The organism is Dictyobacter vulcani (assembly GCF_008974265.1).
GTDB classification, from domain to species: domain Bacteria; phylum Chloroflexota; class Ktedonobacteria; order Ktedonobacterales; family Ktedonobacteraceae; genus Dictyobacter; species Dictyobacter vulcani.
Window position 1 is genome coordinate 4,217,571 of sequence record NZ_BKZW01000001.1, and the last position, 21,511, is coordinate 4,239,081.

A 21,511-nucleotide genomic window follows, 5' to 3' on the forward strand; every position below is an offset into this window, starting at 1 on the left:
TTCGTATCGAGAAGAGAGGAACGGATATGACACAGCCTGATTTGCACACAACGTATCTGGGTCTGAGCCTGAAAAATCCCCTGGTTGCTTCGGCATCGCCATTGTCAAAGCATGTTGATATCGCAAAGCGACTGGAAGATGCTGGTGCGGCCGCCATTGTGATGTATTCATTATTTGAAGAACAAATCACCCATGAGAGCTATGAGTTGGATCATTACCTTAGCCATGGCACCAATACTTATGCCGAAGCTCTGAGCTATTTTCCTGATCTCACTCATTATAACAAAGGACCAGATGCCTACCTGGAGCATCTGGCACGGGTGAAAGCGGCAGTGGATATACCGGTGATCGGGAGCCTGAATGGCATATCCACGGGCGGCTGGCTTGAGTATGCACGCAAGATTGAGCAGGCTGGCGCGGATGCCCTGGAGCTCAATATCTATTACATGCCAACGCATCTTACTGTCACCAGTGCGCAATTAGAAGAGACATATATCCAGCTCGTCAGAGATGTGCGCTCCATCGTCTGGTTGCCACTGGCGGTCAAGTTGAGTCCATATTTCACGGCATTGCCAAACTTTGCCATGCGGCTCGTCGATGCGGGTGCGGATGCCCTGGTCCTGTTTAATCGCTTCTACCAGCCCGACCTGGATCTGGAAAAGCTTGAAGTTGTGCCTGGTCTGGAATTGAGTACATCCAGTGAACTCCGTGTGCCGTTGCGCTGGATCGCCCTGCTCTATGGACGTATCCAGGCCGATGTTGCCCTTACCAGTGGAATCCACACGGCACAGGATGTACTTAAGGCGATGATGGCCGGGGCGAATGTTGCCATGCTTGCATCGGAGCTACTTGCGCATGGTATCGACCGGTTGCCTCAGATCCTGGCCGATATGTATGCGTGGATGGAAGAGCACGAATATGCATCGATCCAGCAAATGCGAGGAAGCATGAGCCAGCGCGGTGTTGTAGAGCCAGGAGCGTTTGAGCGCGCGAATTATATGAAAGTGCTCAATTCGTTTGAAGAAAGGCCAATCTAATCAGAGTAGCAGTAATAGCAAACATTGGCGCCCATGTGCCAAGCATCATGGGCGCCAATGTTTGCTATCAGTGAGCGAACGTTTAGCCTAAAAGGGTACTATCTCGGTGGTGAAGAAATCGCTATTGGGATTTGCCTGGTTATTGAGCACCACAAACGCACCTGAACTGCCAGGTTGCGTCAATTCTCGGATGGTTTTTGTTCCTCTTCCGTGAGAATCCGTGGTGATAGTGCCGTCATACACTGCACAATCTGATCCATTCGGTGTCTGAATCAGTCTGATATTGTAGGTAGCGTTAGGAGTGGCTTTTTTAAGCACTATTGTCGCAATTAGTCGCCCTGAGTGGGTTTTGTGGATGATTGAAAAGCCATGATCCAGGGTATCTATGGGCGGGGGAGGCACGATTTGGCCTGAACAGTCTCGATTAGCTCTGCTATTTAGCACCTTATTGTCATTATCCTCGTCATCTTCGGGATCCCACCAACGCGACCCCTTCTGGATCCCTCTGTGGTTGGGAGAAACCGCTCCTGTAAATCCGGTGTTGGACCTGGATGCTACAGATGCTGCTCCTGCAAATCCGGTGTTGAGTCCTAATCCTACGGTTGTGGCCCATACAACTATAGCCATGATCAACGCAGCTAGAGTCTGAGCATGTTTTGCTCTGAGGAATCTTTTCATCGATATTTCTCCTTGATTGCTGTTGTTATCCATATATACTGACGAGTACTATTGTTCAATCTCCATATTAAGTATAATTTTCATGAAAAATTATATTATCAAATGTATTTTTACTGAATGCATCTCTTAGTTTTTTACACATAGCCATCTTGTCCATTCTCAGTCCGTGTCTGAAAATCACTTCCATGAGGTACTTCGTCAACAGATTTTCGCACCTACGGCGCTCAAAAATTTTTATGCTGTGGTGGAAATGAGTGTGCGACGCACACTCATTTCCACCACAGCATAAAAGAAGTCTGGGCACTTGAGTGCCCGCGTGCGGCTGATTGCGACGTTCCCGATCAGCGTGAATCTCAGATACGCTCTAATAAGTTACAAAAAGCGCAACGTCTCAAAACCAGAAGACATGCCGGTTGAGACGCTGCGCTATAGATGCTGGTGGAGAGATCTAATAGTGTCATTTTATAAGTGTTTTTCCCTCTTTTCTTTTTCCGTTGTAATACGCTATAATGATGAGGCTATTTTATAGTTATGGAAGAAAGAAAATAAAAATGTATAATAATCCCAACCAATCACATGAACAAAATTCAATGCCACCCAACAATCAACCGTTCTTCCCGCCACCAGTAGCACCAGGATATTATCCTCAATCAGGGCCAGTGCCACCGGTCTTTGGCTATCCACCTCTACAAAATAAAAACACCAAGACCTATGCCGTCACCTCCCTGATCCTGTTTTGCGTTGGTGGAGGTTTGCACATATTGGGGTTGATCCCCTATCTCGGCATTTTCTTTGGTTGTATCGGGTTGCTGTGTGATATCGTTGCCATCGTGTTTTTGATCCTGGTTGTCATCAGTTTGTAATCAGTGCTTCCTGCCAACAGAAAAAAGGCGCTGTAGTTTGATGGCGTCTTTTTTCTCTCCGTCCGATCTTGCCGATCTTGCTAATCTCCTGTATATGTTCCTGTATCCCATACTCTTCACTTTGTATGATTGATGTTTGACAGCACCGTTGATAGCAATCGTTTATACATTGTTTATATCTCCTCTGGTGGCGTTTATGCCCTATTTATGGGGAAGAGGCTATAGTATAAGCGTGAACATTGAGTCTGGTATTAAATCTGTGCTAGATAAGCCATTATTGTTCCATGCTCTATCTGTACAGCAGTAATAATGTGTATTGGTACGTACGAAGGTGTATGAGAAGACCATCTTAGAAAGGGGGTCGGTATTTACCGCTCTCTATTATGACAGATGCATTCGCTATGACGCAAAAATCAGTGTATGAATCTACGTCTGCCGCCATTGAATTGCAGAATGTTACCAAGCAGTTCTTAACTCCTGGGGGCAGACCTATACCGCTCTCCGCGATCTGACGCTGAGTGTTGAGCCGGGTGAGTTCTGCGCTATTGTCGGACCGACCGGTTGCGGTAAATCTACTACCCTGGGACTCATCTCTGGCCTTGAGCGACCGAGCCTGGGTGATGTGCGCCTGATGGGAAATATTGTAAAGGGTATTGATCCGCGCATTGGCTATGTCTTCCAATCGGATGCTATTTTTCCCTGGAAAAATGTCCTGAATAATGTGGTGGCTGGGCCCCTCTTCCGGAATCAGCCGAAAAAGCAGGCTCTTGCACTGGCTCGTGAGTGGATTGCCCGGGTTGGCCTATCTGGCTTTGAGGATCGCTATCCTCACCAACTTTCAGGTGGTATGCGTAAGCGTGTCGCCCTGGCTCAGACCTTTATTAACGAGCCAAAAATTCTCTTGATGGATGAGCCGTTTAACGCCCTTGATGTACAGACACGTACCTTTAATCACACGATTGAGCTGCAGGCTGCGGGCAAACAGATGCAGTGCGTTATCCAGTTGGATATTGCTCCAGGTGAAGCTGAGATGGTTTCGAGCAAAGAGGCGGCTCAAATTCATTCCGCAAAAGATCTGGTAGGCAAGAATCTGGGCGTGACCGAGCTTGGTTCAGGTACACAGACTCTGACGACTGCGATCCTGCATAATGTCGGTGTGGAGCAGGACAAGGTTCACTTTGTTCCGGTTGGCGCTGGTGACACCTTTATCGCCGCTATGCAACAGGGTCGTATCTCCGCCGGTATGACAACCGAGCCTACCATCTCACGCCTGCTCACCAGTGGGGCGGGCAAAGTATTGGTCGATCTGCGTACACCAGAGACAACGCAGAAAGCCCTCAATGGCTCATATCCCTTTATCTGTGTCTTTATGCAAAATGATTATGTTAAACAGCATAAAGATATTGTACAGAAGCTCGTTACCGCCTATTCAGACACCTTAAAGTGGATGCATAGCCATTCGGCTGAAGAGATCGCGGCCAAAATGCCGGCAGACTACTATGCCGGTAACAAAGACCTGTATGTGACCGCGTTGAAGAGTCAGCTAGCCATCTTCAGTCCAGACGGTAAGATGCCCTCTGACGGTCCACAGTCTGTCCTCAATATTGAGAACCAGACCAATCAAACCGTCAAAGGCAAACAGATCGATCTGAATGCCACCTATACCAACGATTTCATTAAATAACCACCGTACCCTCCCCGTAACGGCCGCGCTTGTCGCTGCCGCTACGGGGGGGTCATAAAGCGATAACCTACACCGGGTTCGGTCAAGAAATAGCGTGGATTGGCAGCATCGGCCTCTAATTTCTGGCGTAAGCGATTAATGTAGACGCGCAAATATTCTGCTTCTCCTCCATATTCCGGTCCCCATATGCGTTGCAGGAGCGTGCGGTGGGTGAGTACTTTTCCTGGATTGCTTAGTAGCTCTTTCAGAAGTTTAAACTCGGTGGGCGAGAGCCGCACCTCTTCTCCGCGCAAACGTACAACATGACCATTGAGATCAACTTCAAGTTCACCAAAATGTTGAAAGCCAGTATCGATGATAGTTGTATCGCTGTGTGTACGGCGCAAGACTGCCCGTACCCGGGCCATCAGTTCCTCTACCCCAAATGGCTTGGTCAGATAGTCATCCGCGCCGAGATCGAGGGCCGTCACTCTATCTGGCTCAGCATCCAGGGCTGTCAGGACAATGATGGGTACAGCGGAATGCTTGCGTACCCGTTGACAGACTTCAAGCCCGTCCATCCGCGGCATCATAATATCCAATATCAACAAATGTGGATTTTCCCTTTCCCACAGTGCGACCGCCTCTAAGCCATTGCTGGCCTCCAGCACTTCAAAGCCGCGCGCTTGTAAGTTTCGGCTGATAAACTCACGCAGTGCCACTTCATCCTCTGCCAGTAAAATACGCTTCGCTTTGGTCATACATACCTCCTGTGAATTTATAAAATGGCCTGGTTACTCCTGAATAGTGATGGGTGTACTGGTGTGTGTGTCATGTGGTGGAGCGGAAACGTAAAGAGGCAGCGTAAATGAGATTGTGGTGTGCTCTTCACTACTCTCAGCCCGGATTGTGCCCCCATGGGCAGCGATAAACGCTTTACAAATGGTCAGGCCCAGTCCTGTCCCGCCTGGACGCTGCTGATGACCATGACGCGCGCGATAGAAGCGATCAAAGATATGCGGCAGTTCATCAGGTGGGATACCATGTCCCTGATTGGTTACCGCAACCACAATCTGATCCTGCTTTTTTGCTGCCGTGATTCTTATTTCGCCCTCGCCATACGCGCAGGCATTCATCACCAGATTATGCAGCACGACCTCTATACGTGCACTGTCGATATCAACCAGGAGCATTTGCTCGGGAATGTGCCAGGAAATCTTTGCGTCTGGACGATGGATACGCTCGATTGTCTCTATAACCAGGTCCTCAATACTGGTTGGCGTGCGATTGAGTTGGAGCAGGCCCGCCTCCTGGCGCGATAGATCCAGCAGGTTACTTACCAGTTGTGCTAGCCGATCAGCCTCACTACTAATGGTCTGTAAGAAGTTATGTTGATCCAGTGCTGACCAGATGACATCTTCTTGCAGCAGGGTGGAGGCATAGCCTTTGATGGAGGCAAGCGGCGTGCGTAGCTCATGTCCAACCGCCGCGAGCAGCGTGGATTTAAACTCATCTAGCTCACGCTCACGGGTGACATCGCGTAAGAGCAGGACACGACCGATAGGCTGTCCGGTTTCATCACCGACATCAAAGAGGCGTAACTGTAGCACCAGCCGCTGTCCATAGCGCTTCATCTCAACCATAAACTCGGTGGCTTCAGACGAAATTGCCTGCGCCAGTACATGCTGACACGCCAGGGGGTCAAGGGCGTGGGTGAGCAGGGCATCATATAAGATGGTGATGTGTTGCGAGACAAGTTCCTCGCTCGTGATATAAATATATGGATGCATAGTGTTGCACCTCAATACAAATGCTCATCCAGTATACCATTTTTGCTGTTTCGCTTCGATCGTTCCAGGGATGTTGGGATGTTTGAACTATTACAGCCAGGTAACTTGTTCATGCGGGAAGCGGTTGCAGCGGCAAGCGTGCCGCTACGATGCGAGCCTCTGCAATTCAGTCAGTGCTTTGTACAGGTCTGCATATACTTCTTTGTGATGTTGTGTGAGATTGAGCCGTTGCAGCCAGTTGAGCGCCTGGCAACAATGCATCCCTTTGTAGAGGCTTGTCCTGAAGCGTAGACCGGGTGTCTCTTCTGGTCGACCAAACGCTTGCCAGAAGAGTTCCTGGATGTGAGGAGAAGCCTTGCGTTCAAGCAGATTAAATGTCCAGTCGGCGAGCGGATCGCCCCAGGAACCTTGGTCGGCATCGAGTACAGCGCTGATTACTGGACCATCCTCTTGGCGCTGAATCAGGATATTGAACGGCCAGAGGTCTCCGTGTCGCAAGTATGGTGTGGTAATTTCATCAAGCAGGTCAACATGAGCAGAGGCGATATCGAGGAGCATCTGGATGGGCTCGCTGTCGAGTCCATAGCCTGCGGCCTCTCGTCGTGACTGCTCAAGTGTATCCAGTATTTTTCCGCCCCAGGTTGCGAACTGCTGTCCTGGATAAGGCATGCCGAATGCTTCTCCCTTGATAGTGGAGATTGTTCTGACAATGTGGGCGAACTGCCGCCATAGGGCATCATTTTCAGCTTCAGTCAATTCATCCATCACATTGGACCACAGCTCACCCGGCATATACGTCTGGAACATATAGTCCCGCTCAAGAAGCTGATGGGTAAAGTCTATCATGAGGATCTTCGGGATGAGCGGTGCGATTGGAGCAAAATATGGCTGGAGCATATACTCGCTCCGCATGAAACTATGCTCAAGCCATCCAACCTGCCCGGTTGACCGAGGAGCTACACGCAGTATTACCGCATCCCTCCCGACGAACTCGAATAGATAGACATTGTTGTACTCGCCATTGCCCAACTCTCGCGCTGCTACTACTTCGGTGGACTCCCCAAACGCTCGCTTACATAGCTTCTCAATCGTCTCTGCCGGTATCGGTTGCTGAAAGGCCCCCGCCTCACGCTCGATGTGTGTATATTTCAATGCTACTGCACTCCTTGTGGGCTTTGCTGGTACGTCGAGAGGTTGCAGCGGCGAGCGCTGCCACTACTTTTTGTTGTTGAGTAAGCCGCGAATGTAGGCGGCCTGGCCGGCGTGCTGGAGGTCATCGGTAATGACGCTGATGAGCCGTACGGCCAGGGTTACGGGTGGGTTCCAGCGTGTGTCGACGACTTTATCGTAGTCTTCATCCTTTAAGCTCTGCAGGTAGTTGATGGTGGCGGCATGGACCGCATCATAGTAGCCGAGGAGTAATTCTGCACTTGCCTGGACGGAGGCAACGTCTTTGCTGCTATGACCATAGCCAGTGTCATTGTCTTCCAATGGTAAGGCGAATTGCTTTGACCAGCCCGTGTGCCAGACTTGTTTTGTCCGGGCGACGCCAGCGATATGATCATCCTGTATTCGCGTTAAGTGCCACACCAGCCAGCCGATCGAGTTTGCCGATTCGTTTGGGCGGAATGCTAAATCTTCTCGACTTAGACCCGGGACTACCTGGTGAATGACTTCTTGTATGCGTCCAAATGCATCTGTGAGCAATTTATTTGATACCATTGTTCCCTCCTACATAAATTCTCTTTCTTTCACTATATCACATTATGCCTTAGCGCTTTGCGCATGCACGCAAGAACCCATTTTCAGGCACACAGGGTTATTGACAATGTTCTCTCCTATCAATTATAGTACGTTTAACGACATATCAGTAAATGACATATCGTTAAACGTACTATGGAACTAAGGAGGAATGTCGTATGGCTACGCCTGACCTGGGACGGTTTTCTGATCCGTCTATTTTGATCTTAGCGAGCCTGGCCGGTGGGAAAAAACATGGCTACGCTATTATGGAGGATATTGAGGCCATGGCCCGCGTTCGCCTGGGAACGGGAACGCTCTATGGAGCTATCGCACGCCTGGAGGAGTCTGGTTGGATTGAGGCGTTGCCATCTGAGGAGCGCGGGCGGCGCCCTTATCGCCTGACCTCTGCGGGAATCGTCTTCCTTCGTGAGCAGCTCACCAGTATGGAGACCCTGGCCGCGCTCGGTCTGGGGAGGTTGGCAACACTATGAGTATACAGAAGCTGTTGCTGTGCCTCTACCCTCGGGTCTGGCGTGCTCGTTATGAAGATGAGTTTCTGGTTGTGCTCTCATCTCGTCCTCTTTCCCTGCGGGAAGGGATAGATATCATACGAGGCGCGTTTGATGCCCATCTTCATCCTTGCTTTGGCACAATAGAGATGCCGTCACCAGAAAAGATGAGGCGGATGTATGTTCTTCTCCGTAGCTCATTGCTGACCATATTCTGTGCCTATGTTGCCTTTATTCTCGCGGGACTGAGCTTTCAGAAGATGACTGAAGCCGCAGCTTTTCAAGAGGTTGCACGCACACAGGATATGGTGGGTCTCACTTTTTCCCTGGTTGTTATTGGCGCTGTTGTGGCCTTGCTTGCTGTCCTGGTTGGTGGTGTGCCGATTCTTTTCGCTGCGATCAAATTTGCGCTGGTACGGCGGCGAGCTGGCCCGTTGATTGGGCTGGCTGTACCTGTTCTGGCGTTCGTGTCCTTTCTCTGGTCGTTGTCTCTGTTGAAAGTCCTCTTTCATCCAGATAGTCAGCTGCTCTCTCTGGGACAAATAGCACTGGGGCGAGGCCTCTTCCTGGGTGTGCTCCTTGCCTCCTCCATCATAAGCGCGGGTGCGATCTGCTTCGTGGTCACAAGAAGCGAGATTCCTGAGAAGTTCCTGCGCTTTGCGCTGCCCCCCTCCATCCTGGCGACGATTGCGATGGGATTCATGGCAGTAGCGACCCTGCTCTGGGCGTGGGCCTGCGTGTTGGTGCACCTCAACTCCTGACCGGGGATAACGGGGTGGTCGGATTGAGTGCTATCGGTACCTGGCTTGGTATTGTTCTGGCGATGGTGCTGGCGACCATATTCGCTGTGATCTCGCTTATACGCGGCCTCTCGGCTCGCTCCGTCCTATGTAGCGCTACCGTCTGAACGTCGGGCACAATTCTCTCTATCCTCTCGCTGGCCCGGTTACCAGGCCAGCCATCACGCGCCAGTAATCGATGTCCTATCAACCGTTCATCATGTTTAAAAGTTCAGGAGGGAACTGTATGTTTGCTCGGATATACCGCCGTCCATGGGTAAAAAGGTGGCTCAGGATCTTCCTGAGCCTGCTGCTCGTGTTCATAATCATTATTGTTTCCTGTGTGGCCTATATTGAGATCCAACGCCATCAAGTACGTGTGTTGCTGGCTCCCACGGGCACCTCTGCCGTTGGTAGAAGAGAGTATGATTGGACCGATCAGGCTCGGATAGATCCTCTTGCACTACATGCCGGGATGAAAAGAGAGCTGGTGGTCTGGTCCTGGTATCCCGCTGAGCATGTGGCGGGAGCGCAGACCGCTCCCTATCTGCCGCCGGCATGGGCGCAGGCGAGCGACAATGCGATCGTACAGAGCAGCGATGCGCTTCAGACCCACAGTGTTGATCGTGCACCACTCGCGACAGGTGCAGCACGCTATCCCGTGCTTATCTTTGAGCCTGGGATGGGTAAAATGCCGACACAGTACACGACCCTCCTTGAGGATCTCGCCAGCCACGGCTATATTATCTTCGCTATTACCCCTACCTACAGCTCGAATATCGTGGTCTTTCCCGATGGACGCCAGGCTCCTTCGACTCCGGCTGGCTCGGTCGAGGCTGCTGCGAATTTGCAGGCCGCCGGTAATCAGCTGATCCCGGTCTGGGCCCAGGATATCACGTTTGTTATGGACCAGCTTACAAGGCTGAATACGCTGCCAGGGGACATATTCAGCCAGCACCTCGATCTCACACGACTTGGTGTCTTCGGACATTCCTTTGGCGGCGCGGCTGCGGCCCAGGCGTGCCATCTGGATGCGCGCTGTAAGGCTGGCATTGATCTCGATGGCGATTTTTTTGGTAATGTGGTGCAGACGGGGCTTGATAAGCCGTTTATGGTGATCGAGCACGATGAGGGTAGCTGCTCTGATGTCGACTGTCACAGCTTCCAGACCGAGATTCGGTCTGTCTTGCGTACTGTACCACCAGACGCACGTTATCACATAAGCGTCAAAGATACAGAGCACTTTAACTTTTCCGATTACGCCGTCTATTTCTCATTGTTTCGTTTTTTCGGTGTGCTTGGCTCCATTGATGGAGTGCGTGGAGTGAAGGTCACGCGGACATATATACGTGCTTTTTTTGACACCCACCTGAATAACCACCCCTCACCGTTGCTCCATGGACCAGTGAAGGAGTATCCCGAGGTGCAATTCTCTTCTTTTTGAGGGGATAAACAACAGATCCAGCAAACAGGATGAATATTGTTTGCTGGATCTCAATGGGTCTGACTTTCTCTTACGCTTGCTGTTTTTCTGGCTTACGTGCTCGAACGAACGCACTGATAAAGCGTCCTTCAATGGCGCTTCGCTCTTCGGGTGAGAGGGATGCTACAGAGTTTTTTGCCCCGCTTGAAGCAATGTCATCCAGCCCATAGCGCCGGGTGACCTCTACCTCGATATCGACAAATCCTGCCGCTTGCAGTAACGAGCGATAGGTGTCTTCTTCAAGTGCCCCGGCCATACAGCCTGCCCAGGACTCCATATCATGGCGGATGGTGGGTGGGAGATCACCCTGCACGACAATATCTGAGACGGCAAAACGGCCACCAGGGGTCAGGATGCGGTAGGCTTCACGCAACACCTGGCTTTTGTCCGCCGAGAGATTAATCACGCAGTTGGAGATGACAACATCCACGCTGTCGGCAGGCAAAGGGATCGCCTCAATGATGCCTTTTAAAAACCGGACATTCTCGATGCCTGCTTCTTGTTGATTGCGCCTCGCCAGCTCCAACATGGGATCCGTCATGTCCAGGCCATAGGTAAAGCCGGTTGGCCCGACGCGCCTGGCCGAAAGCAGGACATCAATGCCTCCTCCACTACCCAGGTCCAACACTTTCTCGCCAGGCTTCAACTCGGCGAGCGCGGTCGGGTTGCCACAGCCAAGGGAGGCCAGGGCCGCTGCAACAGGTATCTCGCCCAACTCCATTCGTGTGTAGAGATCAGACGTAATCGGGTCGCCAGAATCGGTTGTAGAGGAACAACAGCTCGACTCACAACAGGAGTCTGTTTGAGCTGGTTGTGGCTCAACTTTTTCTGATGGCTCGCAACAGCCTGATGCACAACAGGATTCCGCCTGTTCCACCGGGGTACCAAGCACCTGTCTGGCGGTTCGCGCATACCGGGCGCTTACTTCTTGTCGCAACTGTTCATCACTTTGAGGAATGGTGTTCATAGAGGCCAAATTCCTTTCAATTTCTAACGATGAGAAGAGCATCACGCCCCTCTCGTTTTCCTTTGCTAGAAGAGACGGAGTTCGACAAAAAAGGACGCACAGGCTGCTGTGTGCTGCTGGTGGTCGTGTCGTCACAACAGGTGGCCTGTTCACAGCAGTCACAGCGCGATTGATAGTTCAGGATATGCCCACGGCGATCCAGTTCAAAATGACAACAGGCCAGCAGCTCTTGCTTGAGCTTTTCCCTGGCCCGTTGCACGCGTGATTTTGCGCCAGAAAACGAGAGGCCCAGTCGCTCACCCAGTTCTTTCTGCGTCAGTCCCTGATACTCCGTGAGGATCAACGCTTGCCGATCCTGCTCGGGCAACGCCAGGACCATGGCGCGAACACAGGGGAACAGCTCACTGACAATATCATTGTCTGGTAGTTCCTCTGGAAATTCCAGCTCCGCAGCCGCGTCCAGTGATGCCATGCTCTGGTGGCGGCTGCGGTAGTAATCAATGATCAGATTGCGCGTGATCTGGTAGATCCAGCTTTCCAGGCGTCGAGCATCTCTCAGATGCTCTCCTCGTTGATGGATTTTGAGAAAGACCTCTTGTAATAGATCTTCCGCGGTATCTTCATCTGCCACCCGGCGGCGAATGAAGTGGTATAGAGGCGCGTGAAACGCATCCCATGCTTGTTCCGTGATGGTTGCCATTGCTTTTCCCTTTCAGCATCGCTCTTGTTCTTCCTGAAGAGACGAATGGATCACCAAAAGGACGCACTCCATGCCGTTGTATAACAGGAGAAACAGCGAAGTGTCCTACTGGAGACGGAGAAACTGAGTGAGACGCTCAGCAATCAGATCACGGATATGGCGAAAAGCCGCCAGCCGTTCCTCTTTGCTGCCCTCGACCCGACTTGGATCGGGAAAGCCCCAATGCTCCTGACGACGCGCGTTTGGGAAGAAGGGACAGGCCTCTGCGGCCTCATCGCAGACGGTGATTACCAGGTCTACTGGTGGCTGCTCCCGAAATTCCTCCAGGCTTTTGGCCCGATGCTGACTGATATCAATGCCAATCTCCCGCATGGCTTTGATTGCCAGCGGATGCACCCTGCGTGGCTCGGTCCCTGCGCTCAAGACCTCAAACGCAGATCCTCCACGCGCGCGCAGAAGCCCTTCGGCCATCTGGGAACGCGACGAGTTATGGGTGCAGAGAAAGAGTATCCGCATAGGTTGCTGTGTCGAGGTCGTTTGCTCAGACATAGGTCTTCTCCTCGTGTGTGTGGGATACCTCAGTGCTCTCAGTGCTTCCAGTTTCTGCTGAGAGGAGGCTGAGCTCGCGCAGCCAGCGGTAGGCCAGTGCTCCGGTGACCGCGCCAAGCATTGGTCCCAGGATATAAATCCATTGTGCCGTGAGCGTCCCACTCATCAGGGCAGGACCCAGGGAACGCGCGGGATTCATCGAAGCTCCACAGATGGGTCCTGCAAAGAGCGCTTCCAGCCCCACCGTCGCGCCAATCGCGAGCGCGGCAGATTGTCCCACGGCACGTGTATCGGTTGCCATTGCCATGATAACGATCATCAGGAAAAATGTCAGCAGGGTTTCGAGTCCGAAGGACTGCCAGGCTCCCCGTTTCCTGCCGGAAGTGTGCTGCCCAGCGCGGCGGCATCGCCCAGAAGGAGCCGTAAGCAGCCGGCGGCCAGCAGCGCTCCCAGCAGTTGCGCGCTCCAGTAGCCAATGAGCCGCCGGACAGGAAAATGGCGGGCGACCACAAAGGCGAGCGTCACGGCTGGATTGAAGTGGGCACCACTGATATGTCCAAAGGTGTAGATCATCACCGTGATGATCAGGCCAAAGACGAGGCCAACCCCAACATGGGTGATGGCTCCATGTGAAAGTGTGTCAATCATGATGGCTCCGCACCCTGCAAATACCAGTCCAAAGGTGCCAAGCCCCTCTGCAATATATGCTGCCCAGGTAGCTTCTGTACGTCCCCGGAGAGATGAGCGCCGAAGGCGAGGTTGTTGACGACGTTCTATGATGGTGTTACTGCTCACGAGCGTTCCTTTTCTTGTGTGCTAACTGAGGTAATAATGAGCGAATGCGGGTGATTAATTGCTGTGCAGTCTGTTCAAAGGCCTGGAGTTGCTCCGCTTCTGTCCCCTGCACAGAAGCGGGATCGCGAAAGCTCCAGTGCACACGCTCAGGATCATCAGGGAAGGTGGGACAGGACTCAACGACGCGATCACAGACCGTGACCATCGCATCGAAGTCCTGTCCCTCAAAGACCTGAAAATGTTTGGGGACGGCCTGACGCATGTCGATGCCCATCTGCTCCATGACGCGGCGAGCCAGGGGATGAACCTTTACAGCCGGCTGACTGCCCGCACTGTATGCCTCAATCTCTCCGTGACTCAGGTGGCGCAGGAGCGCCTCGGCCATCTGGGAACGCGCGCTGTTTTCCGTACACAGAAAGAGTACGCGCAACGCTGGCAGCCGGGAAGGGGACTCTGAAAGCGGCACGTTTTCCATCAACGTCGTGAGCGCAGGGTGAACCAGAGAACCAGCAGCGAGATAGCTTGCCTGGAACTGCTCCAGATCCAGACGATAATACACCTCTCGTTCATCCGCACTACTCCGTCGTTCAGTCACCAACTGGCCTTCACGAAGTTTGCGTAAATGATAGGAAAGCAGATTTTGTGGGATCTGGAGCCGCTCGACCAACTCCTGAACGCGGTAGTCAGAGCGTGCCAGTTCCCGTAATACTGCCCAGCGAATCTCATGGGCTACCAGCTTGAGAACGCCGGGAGGATGTGCAGCCACTATCTTCATTGAGCTCTTCCAATCCATCAAATCTATTTGTATCAAAATAATTTGATGGAATTATAACAGCTCACCTGACGAAGCGCAAGGATATGGATCGGTGTGGGTAGCAGAAAGAAGGGACACAACTCAACCATAAATACTAGTGATGATACATTTATGTGCGTCGATGCGCTACATTGTATGATACCGCTTTTGCAAATACACAAAATATCTACCAGTTTATTTTATACAGCTTTGCCAGATTCGATGAATTTGCACTATTTTATGTATATATACGAAGGGAAGCATTTATGTTTGAGTCGCCTGATCACAAGCTGCTTCGCCCATCTGAACAGCCAGGATCGCCTCCAGGGCCAAGGTATACGCGTCCACTCAATCCAGGCGCTGTACCAGTTGCCCCTTTTGTACAGCAGCCAGGATGGTCTCCTTCTACCCCGGCTCCTCAAAACAAACAGGGTAAGAACAAAGAAAAGGGTATATTTAAGCGAGCACACAATAGATATAATCGACTCTCGAAGCGTGGCAAAGTGCTTTGTGTTGTGCTTGTATTTGCCTTGTTGATTCCGTTCACGATCAGTCTATTTGAAGCGATCAACGGCATCATCCTCTATAATCAGGTAGAGGGCGGCCTGACGCATATGCGTGCCATCGCAACGATCTTTCAAGGCGGTACCAGGGACGATTATTCGAGATATTTCGATGTTAATAAACTGCGCCAGGCTCAGACCGAGATGGATGCGGCACATAGTAGTTTTGTAGATCTCAGCGATGAGCTTGATCATGATGGCTCAATCTCGCTGGCCGGTTCGTTGCTGCCGAACCAGCTTACGTCTCTGCGCAAGATCGGTCATATCGCCGTTGATGGAACTGCCGCCGGGCAGCACGTCATCAAAACTGCCCTCATCCTTGCTCCTAAGCTTGGACCAGCGCTCAAGAAGAGCCACGATCCTAACCATCCCTATCTGGACCAGGATTCCTATAATCAGGTCATCGACCTGGTAACCACGATTATTCCACTGATGCACGATATGAATCATTACTCCCAGGGACTCTCTCTGACTGGCCTACCACTCAGTGGTAGCCAGAGTCAGATGATCTCTGATATTCTGCCTCAACTTCCGGCAGTCGATAACGCGCTCTCTCAGGTACCACAATACAAGGATGCTATCGCCTGGTTATTGGGTATTGGAGGTGTGCGCACGGCTCTGCTGGAGCCAATGGATACTGCCGAGTTGCGTTCTACCGGTGGTTTTACTGGTCAGTTTGGCGAGCTTACCTTTACGGGCGGACATATGGCACCACTAGCGATGAAGAACCTTGGTGCTTACGAGGAAGATCATAGTCACTTGTCTGGTGGAAGCGGGCCTATCGATCGTAATCTTTTTGACAATCGTGTTGTCGGTCAGGTCGCACCTGGATTATATAGAAATTGGTGGCCATTCGATAATTTTGGTATCCGTGATGCCAATGTGTCCGCTGATTTTCCAACATCGGCAAAGATCATTCTGGATCGTTATAGATTTGAGTTTCAGAAGAATGCCAATGGTCTGATTCTATTCACGCCACAATTGATTCAGCAGACCTTGCAGGTTACGGGCCCGATAGTGATTCCCCTCTATAATGAAACGGTCACCGCGCAGAATCTCAATGCAAAGCTCCACTTTTATCAATTAGATAATGCTGGGATCGGTAAAGAGAAGATCCTTGAGCATCAACCAGATGGGGAGCTTGCACGCAAGCTTTTCACACAGCGTGTCACGCAACAGCTTATGTTGTCTGTAATCCATCTCCCCTTGGGGAAACTGGTGCCAATGGCAAACCAGATGCTGCAAGCCATGAAGACCAAGGATCTGCAGATTTATTTTGATAATTCGCAGTTGGAAGGGCTGATTAAGAAGTATGGTTCAACGGCAAAAATGGATCGTTCGAATGCCTATGATGGGGTTTTTGTGGTCCAGAGCAATGACAGCGGCAGTAAAGCCTCACAATATGTGACCACCTCTATTCAGGATAAGATCACAGTAGATGCGCAGGGGAATGCTACCCATAGCATGTTAATGACACTGAGTTATCATCAAAAAGGGAGTGTGTATGGACAGGACACCTATCGTGATTATGTGCGTGTCTATGTACCGGAGAACAGTACACTGGTGAGTGGCACTGGTTTTTCGCAGCCACAGGTCCATTGTTCTGATCCCTATTGTCAGGCACCAGATGTCTATAATGATGGATCGTTACTGTGTACACCTCCTGTTACTATTGGTACTACAATCCCGTATAATGATAATTTGCCAGCCGCGGATTACACTCTTAATGAAATTGGTGGGCCGACTAATAATACAACGAGTGATGAGCCGGGAAAGGGCATGTTTGCAGGCTGGGTTACAGTTCCGAATAACTGTGTGATGAAGGTCTCGCTCTCGTGGTCCGTCCCGTCGCTCGGGAGCCATGCTTACCAGATGCTGCTGCAGGCGCAAGGTGGGCTTGATGTAAATGAGAATATAGCAATATCCGATGCTGCCTGCCCTGGCAATAGCGATTTACATTATGTGAAGACGATCCATGGTCAGAACACCATGTTTAGCATCCAGAAGAAAGGTGTAAATTGTACTCTGCAAAATAAACCAGTGTGGTGATGAAACCGCTCTATACAACAAAACAACGGGGATATCTTGTTAATCACATAAGATATCCCCGTTGTTTTATCATGATTTTTCCAGTCTGTCTGGCACGTCCTGGTGGAAATGTTAGCCTGTGGTGAGCGTGCCATCTGCATTGACGCGAATCGAGACAGGACTTAATGGCCTTGTGGCAGGTCCCTGAATAGCTTTGCCTCCCTGGGCCGGATCGAATATGGCTCCATGGGCAGGACATACCAATGTCTGTGTGTTGCTATCATAATACACTGGTACACCTCTATGTGTACAGGCGATTTCATAGGCGACAAAATTGTTGTTTGGGAGGTGAATCAGTGTGCTGGCATCTCCATTTGCTGGATTGGTGAAACTCTTCGCTGTATTGGTACCCATGCCGGTTGAGCCAATGACTGTACCCGTATGTGCTGGTGCGGGAGGGGCAGTAGGCACTGGTGTTGGTGTTGGTGTTGGGGGTGTCACTGGCGTTTGCACAACCTGGGGAGTTGGTGCCGTTGTTGGTTGTGTCTGAGGGACGGTTTGCGGCGCAGGTGTAGGGGCGTTTTTGACTTTTTTTGTAGGCACTGCTGTCTTGCTGCTTGCCGGTGTGGTGGCAGCAGGATGCTTTACGCTGGCTACTGATGAGGATGGTGTTGATTGAGTACGAAATACATAGGCCATTCCTACACTGCCAAGCCCCAATGCTGCCACGGTCGCGACGCCACCGGTAGCCAGTAATGCGACGACCTGACGACGGCTCTTCGCTGGCCTGGTGGCTGGTTGCCGTCGTGGTGTTTTAATTGCGCTGGAAGTGATCCCTTCAGCGAATGCTGCGGACGCCGAAGCATTCGTTGGCATGGTTAGTTCCTGATTGAGCCAATCAAACAGACTCTCATTATGTTGATCCACGGTTTGTTGGTTTGACTGTGGCGTAGCATGAGTGATCGGGGCGTAGAGTGCCTTCTCGAATGCTCTGGCCAGCTGATCAACTGTCTGGATGCGTTGGGCGGGATCACGCTTTGTGGCTTGTTGGATGACCAGATCGATATTTGGTGATATATCTGGCCGCAAACTGGAGAGAGCAGGTACAGTAACCTGTAGCCGTTGCTGTACATCATCCACCGAATGCACCTTTTTGAAAGGAAGCTTGCCGGTTAAGAGCTCAAAAAGCAGCATGCCGGTCGCATAGATATCGGCGTGTGGCGTTGCCAGAGCGCCCTGGACAACCTCTGGCGCAAAATAGTCGAGTCCAGTCAGTGGCGTATTCGCGATACTCAGGAGCTGTGGATAAGGGGAAGAGGCCGTTTCAATCCCCTGTATGCCACCGAGCCGGTTGAAGCCAAAGCGCACCAGGCGTACCTGCTGGTCTGCGTCAAAAAGCACATTGGATGTACTGAGTGCGCCATGCGTTACCCCTGTTTGATGGGCATAGTTCAGCGCTTGCGCCAGCGGTTTCACTATCTCTAGCGCCTGTTCGGGAGAGAAATAGCCTTGATGCTGTAATATGCTGGCAAGAGACGTACCTGCAATCAAGGGGGTCACTGCATAGGTATGGCCATCGTGGTCGCCGACATCAAGTAACGGCAAAATATGTGGATGGTTTAACCTGACAAGGATCGCTCCTTCTCGATACAGCCGTTCTATAAAACGTTTACGTGCGCTTGCTGAGTAGGTCTCCGGGAGAAAAAAAAGCGTCAAAAGGACGCTCCGGTTTGGTGTTTGCTGTTGCGCCTGGTAGACTGCATTCCATTGTCCTTGCCCGACGAGACGCTCTAATGTATAAGGGCCAAGTGTCTGGCCAATGAACTGCTCTCCCTGACTGTCTGCTACCTGCATACAATTTCCTCATAGCTCTTATAGTCGACGGCATGTAATCCATCTAATGTGTAGTTTAATTATACAAACCTTTCTATGTGATTGAGCCTTTTAAGGAGAGATGCTGGCAAAAGAGTACTATATATTGACTGGCCAGTTCACGATGTCGTGCCGGTAGTCGCTATCGCTACCGAACACAATCACCGTGAGCTGGCCGCCGCATTGCTACTGATTACCAGGTTACGGCTGGTTTTGGCAGCAGTGTGAGGTTGTAGAGGTGGTACTGGTGCCGAGGTCATCGGAGCGTCCGGCCGCGAGCCGGGACCATTGGGCGGTAGGGCGTCCATCTGTGCGGAACTGTGCGCTGTCGGTGGCCCACCGTTTCGTCCAGCCGGCGGGCGAGTCTTCCCATTTCTCCTGGCGGCCGGACACGGTCATATCCAACAGTCCGTAGCTGGGAGCCATCACCTCCACCCCGCGTCCAGTGGTCCAGTAGGTCTCGAACACGCGGTCGCCGTGTCGTAGATAGCACACCAGCATGCCGAACTCACGTCCGGCGAGCAGGGAGTCGGCAGAGTCTTGCACCGAGTACCACGGGACATCCCATCCCATGAAGTCGCGGTAACGGGCGCTCTCCTCGTACGGACCCTCACAGAACGTGGCGTAGGTGACGCCGCGAGAATGCAGATAGGACAGCTCACGAACCTGGCCGTTGAAGAAGGTGCAGCCCTCGCACTGACTGCTGGCGGGTTGGCCATTGTGCCACATGTGAAAGTAGACGATCAACTGCTGGCGGCCCTCGAAGACCTCCAGGAGCGTGGTTGGTCCATGTGGGCCGATCAATGTAATCGTGGGATCTACCTCCACCATCGGCAGTCGCCTGCGAGCTGCCGCGATGGCATCCCCTTCGCGGGTGTGTGCCTTTTCTCGCACCAGTAGCTTGTCCAGTTCCGCCTGCCAGGCGGACCGATCAGCTACCGCAGGCAGCGCCTCATGGTGATTGTGTTGATCCAGCGTATTCATAGGTGTTCCCTCCTTTTCCCTCGTGCATTTGGGAGAACGCATGGGGAGAATAGATGTACTTGCAATCAGCAACTAGCTTTATTCTACTGGCAAAGCAGGAATAAAACTTCTCCTATCTTGCTCAAATCCCTGGCCTGGCTATGGAAGCAACACAGCTTCCTCTCAACAAAAACCTGAAACCTGAAGACCTCCTTTGTGCTCAACTGAGAACATGGGTGTCTCAAATAGTAATGTGGCGAATAGCAGGATGAGTTAGTAGATATATGTCTATCTTCCGCGGAGTATCCTATGTTTATGTTGATGTTTTGTGTGTGTTGAGGAGATAAGAATGAAAAGAACACCAGAAACGTTGTCCGGATCAAAAATTGATTATCGCGTCTTTTTAAAACTGAAGCCAGTCACTACAACAGATCAAGCTCGCGTGGTGGTTATCATATTTACGCTGTGTGGACTATTCATGTCCACCGGTATGGGCATGACACTTCCTATTTTTGCTCATCTGTTTAAAGAATCCTCTTCGGGACTGAGAAACCTCAGTTTCATGACCATGGTTCCTCACATTGCCCTCTTGTTATTGGGTCCTTTTGTTGGTGAACTGGAGGATCGCTATGGCAAACGCGCATTTCTGCTGCTTGGCTTTGCTGGCCTTGTAGTTGCAGACATAGGGTTTATCTGTGTGCATTCAGTCTCTGCCTATATTGGCATACGACTGTTTCAAGCCATCGTCAGTGTGGGCATCATGCCAGCCATGATGGGCATATTTGCAGATGTAGTGCCTGGCCAGCAACGGACACATCGCATCAGCCTCATGATGGCTGGCAATGCGGGCGGTTTGACGCTGGGTCCTATTGTTGGAGGATTTCTCCTGACACACTGGGGACCTATTGCTCCTTTTAGCATATCTGCACTCTTAAACTTGATCGTGCTCTGCCTGGTGTGCATCATGATCCCCGGACCTTCACCAACCGGACCTATCAGCAGAAAACCTCTGTCCATCAGGCTTTGCCATGGAAGATATCAAAACACATCCTGCTATCACTCATGGTACCGCTCTCATTCCTCTTTGGTTTCCTCATAATCGATTTTGTGTCAGCATTTGGACAATCATTTGTGGCACCCCAGAAAGCGCTCTATCTCTATAAGGTTTTACATTTTACGCCCATCCAGTTCGGCTTGCTCATGAGTACCCATGGACTCGCAATGTTACTGGGACTATTACTCCTGAGCGTATGGGGAGAGCGTGTCAACAAACGCGCCACGATCGTACTCGGCTTCCTGAGTCACGCATTCCTCATCTTTGCGCTGCTATTTGTCCATCAATTTATTCTCTTATTTTTGATCTCGCTCTTCGCAGGAATAGGGGGAGGGATGGTGAGGCCGCTGCTCAACGTTTACTATCTCGATCGCACGACACTGCAGCATCGTTCAAGTCTGATCGGTATAAAAGAAGCCGTGAGTTCGCTCGGTGAGATCTCCGGATCATTGACCGTCGTACTCGCCAGTGCCTGGCTCATCCCGCAAAGAACCTTTATTTTTGGCGGATGCATTGTCGTCGGCGCAAGCCTGATTGCTCTACGCCTCTTGAAATCGCACCGTGTGTCCCTACCCACTCCAGCCCAACTGGCTCACGCCATACACTTAGACGAACAACTGAACGACATACCAGAAGTCGCACTCACTGGAGCAGAATACGAATAAGCATAGCTCAAAAAACA

The 21,511-nt window shown here is 51.4% G+C and carries 21 protein-coding genes and 1 pseudogene; 10 read left to right on the plus strand and 12 right to left on the minus strand.

Annotation, left to right across the window (positions count from 1 at the left end; translation table 11 throughout):
- Positions 1 to 26: 26 nt before the first annotated feature.
- On the plus strand, positions 27 to 1,037 hold the full coding sequence (locus tag KDW_RS18030; protein WP_151757233.1) for a dihydroorotate dehydrogenase-like protein: 1,011 nt from the start codon (positions 27 to 29) through the stop codon (positions 1,035 to 1,037).
- 87 nt (positions 1,038 to 1,124) lie between these two features.
- Here the strand turns inward: KDW_RS18030 and KDW_RS18035 are convergent, their stop codons facing one another.
- Positions 1,125 to 1,715 carry a hypothetical protein gene (locus KDW_RS18035; RefSeq protein WP_151757234.1) on the minus strand — a complete coding sequence of 197 codons (591 nt, stop codon included), beginning with the start codon at positions 1,713 to 1,715 and terminating at the stop codon, positions 1,125 to 1,127.
- A gap of 551 nt (positions 1,716 to 2,266) precedes the next feature.
- Here KDW_RS18035 and KDW_RS18040 point away from each other — a divergent pair.
- Positions 2,267 to 2,578 (plus strand): hypothetical protein, encoded by a 312-nt coding sequence (locus KDW_RS18040; RefSeq protein ID WP_151757235.1) that lies wholly within the window; start codon positions 2,267 to 2,269, stop codon positions 2,576 to 2,578.
- A 544-nt stretch (positions 2,579 to 3,122) separates the two neighbouring features.
- A complete protein-coding gene (locus tag KDW_RS18045) occupies positions 3,123 to 4,262 on the plus strand; it encodes an ATP-binding cassette domain-containing protein (protein ID WP_233097805.1) in 1,140 nt (379 codons plus the stop codon).
- A gap of 41 nt (positions 4,263 to 4,303) precedes the next feature.
- Here KDW_RS18045 and KDW_RS18050 read toward each other — a convergent pair whose 3' ends face one another.
- The 4 genes from KDW_RS18050 to KDW_RS18065 all read right to left on the minus strand — a co-directional run bounded on the left by KDW_RS18050 (position 4,304) and on the right by KDW_RS18065 (position 7,753).
- Positions 4,304 to 5,002 carry a response regulator transcription factor gene (locus KDW_RS18050; protein WP_151757236.1) on the minus strand — a complete coding sequence of 233 codons (699 nt, stop codon included), beginning with the start codon at positions 5,000 to 5,002 and terminating at the stop codon, positions 4,304 to 4,306.
- A gap of 33 nt (positions 5,003 to 5,035) precedes the next feature.
- Positions 5,036 to 6,031, minus strand: coding sequence for a sensor histidine kinase (locus KDW_RS18055; protein ID WP_151757237.1), 996 nt, complete (start codon positions 6,029 to 6,031; stop codon positions 5,036 to 5,038).
- Between the two features lie 144 nt (positions 6,032 to 6,175).
- Positions 6,176 to 7,183 (minus strand): phosphotransferase family protein, encoded by a 1,008-nt coding sequence (locus tag KDW_RS18060; RefSeq protein WP_162005345.1) that lies wholly within the window; start codon positions 7,181 to 7,183, stop codon positions 6,176 to 6,178.
- A 63-nt stretch (positions 7,184 to 7,246) separates the two neighbouring features.
- Entirely contained in the window at positions 7,247 to 7,753 is a 507-nt protein-coding gene (locus KDW_RS18065) for a mycothiol transferase (protein ID WP_151757239.1), read from the minus strand.
- Positions 7,754 to 7,950: 197 nt separating this feature from the next.
- Here KDW_RS18065 and KDW_RS18070 point away from each other — a divergent pair, with 197 nt between their 5' ends.
- The 4 genes from KDW_RS18070 to KDW_RS18080 all read left to right on the plus strand — a co-directional run bounded on the left by KDW_RS18070 (position 7,951) and on the right by KDW_RS18080 (position 10,506).
- The gene (locus KDW_RS18070) at positions 7,951 to 8,265 is read left to right on the plus strand and encodes a PadR family transcriptional regulator (protein WP_151757240.1); all 315 of its coding nucleotides are present in this window, start codon (positions 7,951 to 7,953) and stop codon (positions 8,263 to 8,265) included.
- Positions 8,262 to 9,044 carry a hypothetical protein gene (locus tag KDW_RS18075; protein WP_151757241.1) on the plus strand — a complete coding sequence of 261 codons (783 nt, stop codon included), beginning with the start codon at positions 8,262 to 8,264 and terminating at the stop codon, positions 9,042 to 9,044. The genes KDW_RS18070 and KDW_RS18075 overlap by 4 nt, the downstream gene beginning before the upstream one ends.
- 14 nt (positions 9,045 to 9,058) lie before the next feature.
- Complete coding sequence (locus KDW_RS35060) at positions 9,059 to 9,190, plus strand: hypothetical protein (RefSeq protein ID WP_269822457.1); 132 nt, start codon at positions 9,059 to 9,061, stop codon at positions 9,188 to 9,190.
- A gap of 119 nt (positions 9,191 to 9,309) precedes the next feature.
- On the plus strand, positions 9,310 to 10,506 hold the full coding sequence (locus KDW_RS18080; RefSeq protein WP_162005346.1) for an alpha/beta hydrolase family protein: 1,197 nt from the start codon (positions 9,310 to 9,312) through the stop codon (positions 10,504 to 10,506).
- A gap of 70 nt (positions 10,507 to 10,576) precedes the next feature.
- Here KDW_RS18080 and arsM read toward each other — a convergent pair whose 3' ends face one another.
- The 5 genes and pseudogenes from arsM to KDW_RS18105 all read right to left on the minus strand — a co-directional run bounded on the left by arsM (position 10,577) and on the right by KDW_RS18105 (position 14,331).
- Complete coding sequence (gene arsM, locus KDW_RS18085) at positions 10,577 to 11,512, minus strand: arsenite methyltransferase (RefSeq protein WP_151757243.1); 936 nt, start codon at positions 11,510 to 11,512, stop codon at positions 10,577 to 10,579.
- Between the two features lie 16 nt (positions 11,513 to 11,528).
- Positions 11,529 to 12,212, minus strand: a complete 684-nt coding sequence (gene sigZ / locus KDW_RS18090) for an RNA polymerase sigma factor SigZ (protein ID WP_151757244.1) — start codon at positions 12,210 to 12,212, stop codon at positions 11,529 to 11,531.
- A 105-nt stretch (positions 12,213 to 12,317) separates the two neighbouring features.
- Positions 12,318 to 12,761, minus strand: a complete 444-nt coding sequence (locus KDW_RS18095) for an arsenate reductase ArsC (RefSeq protein ID WP_151757245.1) — start codon at positions 12,759 to 12,761, stop codon at positions 12,318 to 12,320.
- Positions 12,754 to 13,556, minus strand: a pseudogene (locus KDW_RS35995) (MIP/aquaporin family protein). The gene KDW_RS18095 and the pseudogene KDW_RS35995 overlap by 8 nt, the downstream one beginning before the upstream one ends.
- A complete protein-coding gene (locus KDW_RS18105) occupies positions 13,546 to 14,331 on the minus strand; it encodes an arsenate reductase/protein-tyrosine-phosphatase family protein (RefSeq protein WP_151757246.1) in 786 nt (261 codons plus the stop codon). The pseudogene KDW_RS35995 and the gene KDW_RS18105 overlap by 11 nt, the downstream one beginning before the upstream one ends.
- Positions 14,332 to 14,615: 284 nt before the next feature.
- Here KDW_RS18105 and KDW_RS18110 point away from each other — a divergent pair, with 284 nt between their 5' ends.
- A complete protein-coding gene (locus KDW_RS18110; protein WP_151757247.1) occupies positions 14,616 to 16,961 on the plus strand; it encodes a DUF4012 domain-containing protein in 2,346 nt (781 codons plus the stop codon).
- 111 nt (positions 16,962 to 17,072) lie between these two features.
- Here the strand turns inward: KDW_RS18110 and KDW_RS18115 are convergent, their stop codons facing one another.
- Together KDW_RS18115 and KDW_RS18120 are read right to left on the minus strand one after the other, a co-directional pair.
- On the minus strand, positions 17,073 to 18,794 hold the full coding sequence (locus KDW_RS18115; RefSeq protein WP_151757248.1) for a protein kinase domain-containing protein: 1,722 nt from the start codon (positions 18,792 to 18,794) through the stop codon (positions 17,073 to 17,075).
- A gap of 219 nt (positions 18,795 to 19,013) precedes the next feature.
- A complete protein-coding gene (locus KDW_RS18120) occupies positions 19,014 to 19,796 on the minus strand; it encodes a DUF899 family protein (RefSeq protein ID WP_151757249.1) in 783 nt (260 codons plus the stop codon).
- A 328-nt stretch (positions 19,797 to 20,124) separates the two neighbouring features.
- Here KDW_RS18120 and KDW_RS18125 point away from each other — a divergent pair, with 328 nt between their 5' ends.
- Both KDW_RS18125 and KDW_RS18130 read left to right on the plus strand, forming a co-directional pair.
- Positions 20,125 to 20,874, plus strand: a complete 750-nt coding sequence (locus KDW_RS18125; protein ID WP_151757250.1) for an MFS transporter — start codon at positions 20,125 to 20,127, stop codon at positions 20,872 to 20,874.
- 32 nt (positions 20,875 to 20,906) lie between these two features.
- On the plus strand, positions 20,907 to 21,494 hold the full coding sequence (locus tag KDW_RS18130; protein ID WP_162005348.1) for an MFS transporter: 588 nt from the start codon (positions 20,907 to 20,909) through the stop codon (positions 21,492 to 21,494).
- Positions 21,495 to 21,511: the final 17 nt, after the last annotated feature.

Excerpts from the sequence above, each read along its gene's own strand:
- arsM (WP_151757243.1), bottom strand. The coding sequence starts at position 11,512 with ATGAACACCATTCCTCAAAGTGATGAACAGTTGCGACAAGAAGTAAGC.
- KDW_RS18050 (WP_151757236.1), bottom strand. The coding sequence starts at position 5,002 with ATGACCAAAGCGAAGCGTATTTTACTGGCAGAGGATGAAGTGGCACTG.
- KDW_RS18105 (WP_151757246.1), bottom strand. The coding sequence starts at position 14,331 with ATGAAGATAGTGGCTGCACATCCTCCCGGCGTTCTCAAGCTGGTAGCC.
- KDW_RS18055 (WP_151757237.1), bottom strand. The coding sequence starts at position 6,031 with ATGCATCCATATATTTATATCACGAGCGAGGAACTTGTCTCGCAACAC.
- KDW_RS18080 (WP_162005346.1), top strand. The coding sequence starts at position 9,310 with ATGTTTGCTCGGATATACCGCCGTCCATGGGTAAAAAGGTGGCTCAGG.
- KDW_RS18030 (WP_151757233.1), top strand. The coding sequence starts at position 27 with ATGACACAGCCTGATTTGCACACAACGTATCTGGGTCTGAGCCTGAAA.
- KDW_RS18125 (WP_151757250.1), top strand. The coding sequence starts at position 20,125 with ATGAAAAGAACACCAGAAACGTTGTCCGGATCAAAAATTGATTATCGC.
- KDW_RS18075 (WP_151757241.1), top strand. The coding sequence starts at position 8,262 with ATGAGTATACAGAAGCTGTTGCTGTGCCTCTACCCTCGGGTCTGGCGT.
- KDW_RS18065 (WP_151757239.1), bottom strand. The coding sequence starts at position 7,753 with ATGGTATCAAATAAATTGCTCACAGATGCATTTGGACGCATACAAGAA.
- KDW_RS18120 (WP_151757249.1), bottom strand. The coding sequence starts at position 19,796 with ATGAATACGCTGGATCAACACAATCACCATGAGGCGCTGCCTGCGGTA.
- KDW_RS18110 (WP_151757247.1), top strand. The coding sequence starts at position 14,616 with ATGTTTGAGTCGCCTGATCACAAGCTGCTTCGCCCATCTGAACAGCCA.
- KDW_RS18035 (WP_151757234.1), bottom strand. The coding sequence starts at position 1,715 with ATGAAAAGATTCCTCAGAGCAAAACATGCTCAGACTCTAGCTGCGTTG.
- KDW_RS18070 (WP_151757240.1), top strand. The coding sequence starts at position 7,951 with ATGGCTACGCCTGACCTGGGACGGTTTTCTGATCCGTCTATTTTGATC.
- KDW_RS18040 (WP_151757235.1), top strand. The coding sequence starts at position 2,267 with ATGTATAATAATCCCAACCAATCACATGAACAAAATTCAATGCCACCC.
- KDW_RS18095 (WP_151757245.1), bottom strand. The coding sequence starts at position 12,761 with ATGTCTGAGCAAACGACCTCGACACAGCAACCTATGCGGATACTCTTT.
- KDW_RS18115 (WP_151757248.1), bottom strand. The coding sequence starts at position 18,794 with ATGCAGGTAGCAGACAGTCAGGGAGAGCAGTTCATTGGCCAGACACTT.
- sigZ (WP_151757244.1), bottom strand. The coding sequence starts at position 12,212 with ATGGCAACCATCACGGAACAAGCATGGGATGCGTTTCACGCGCCTCTA.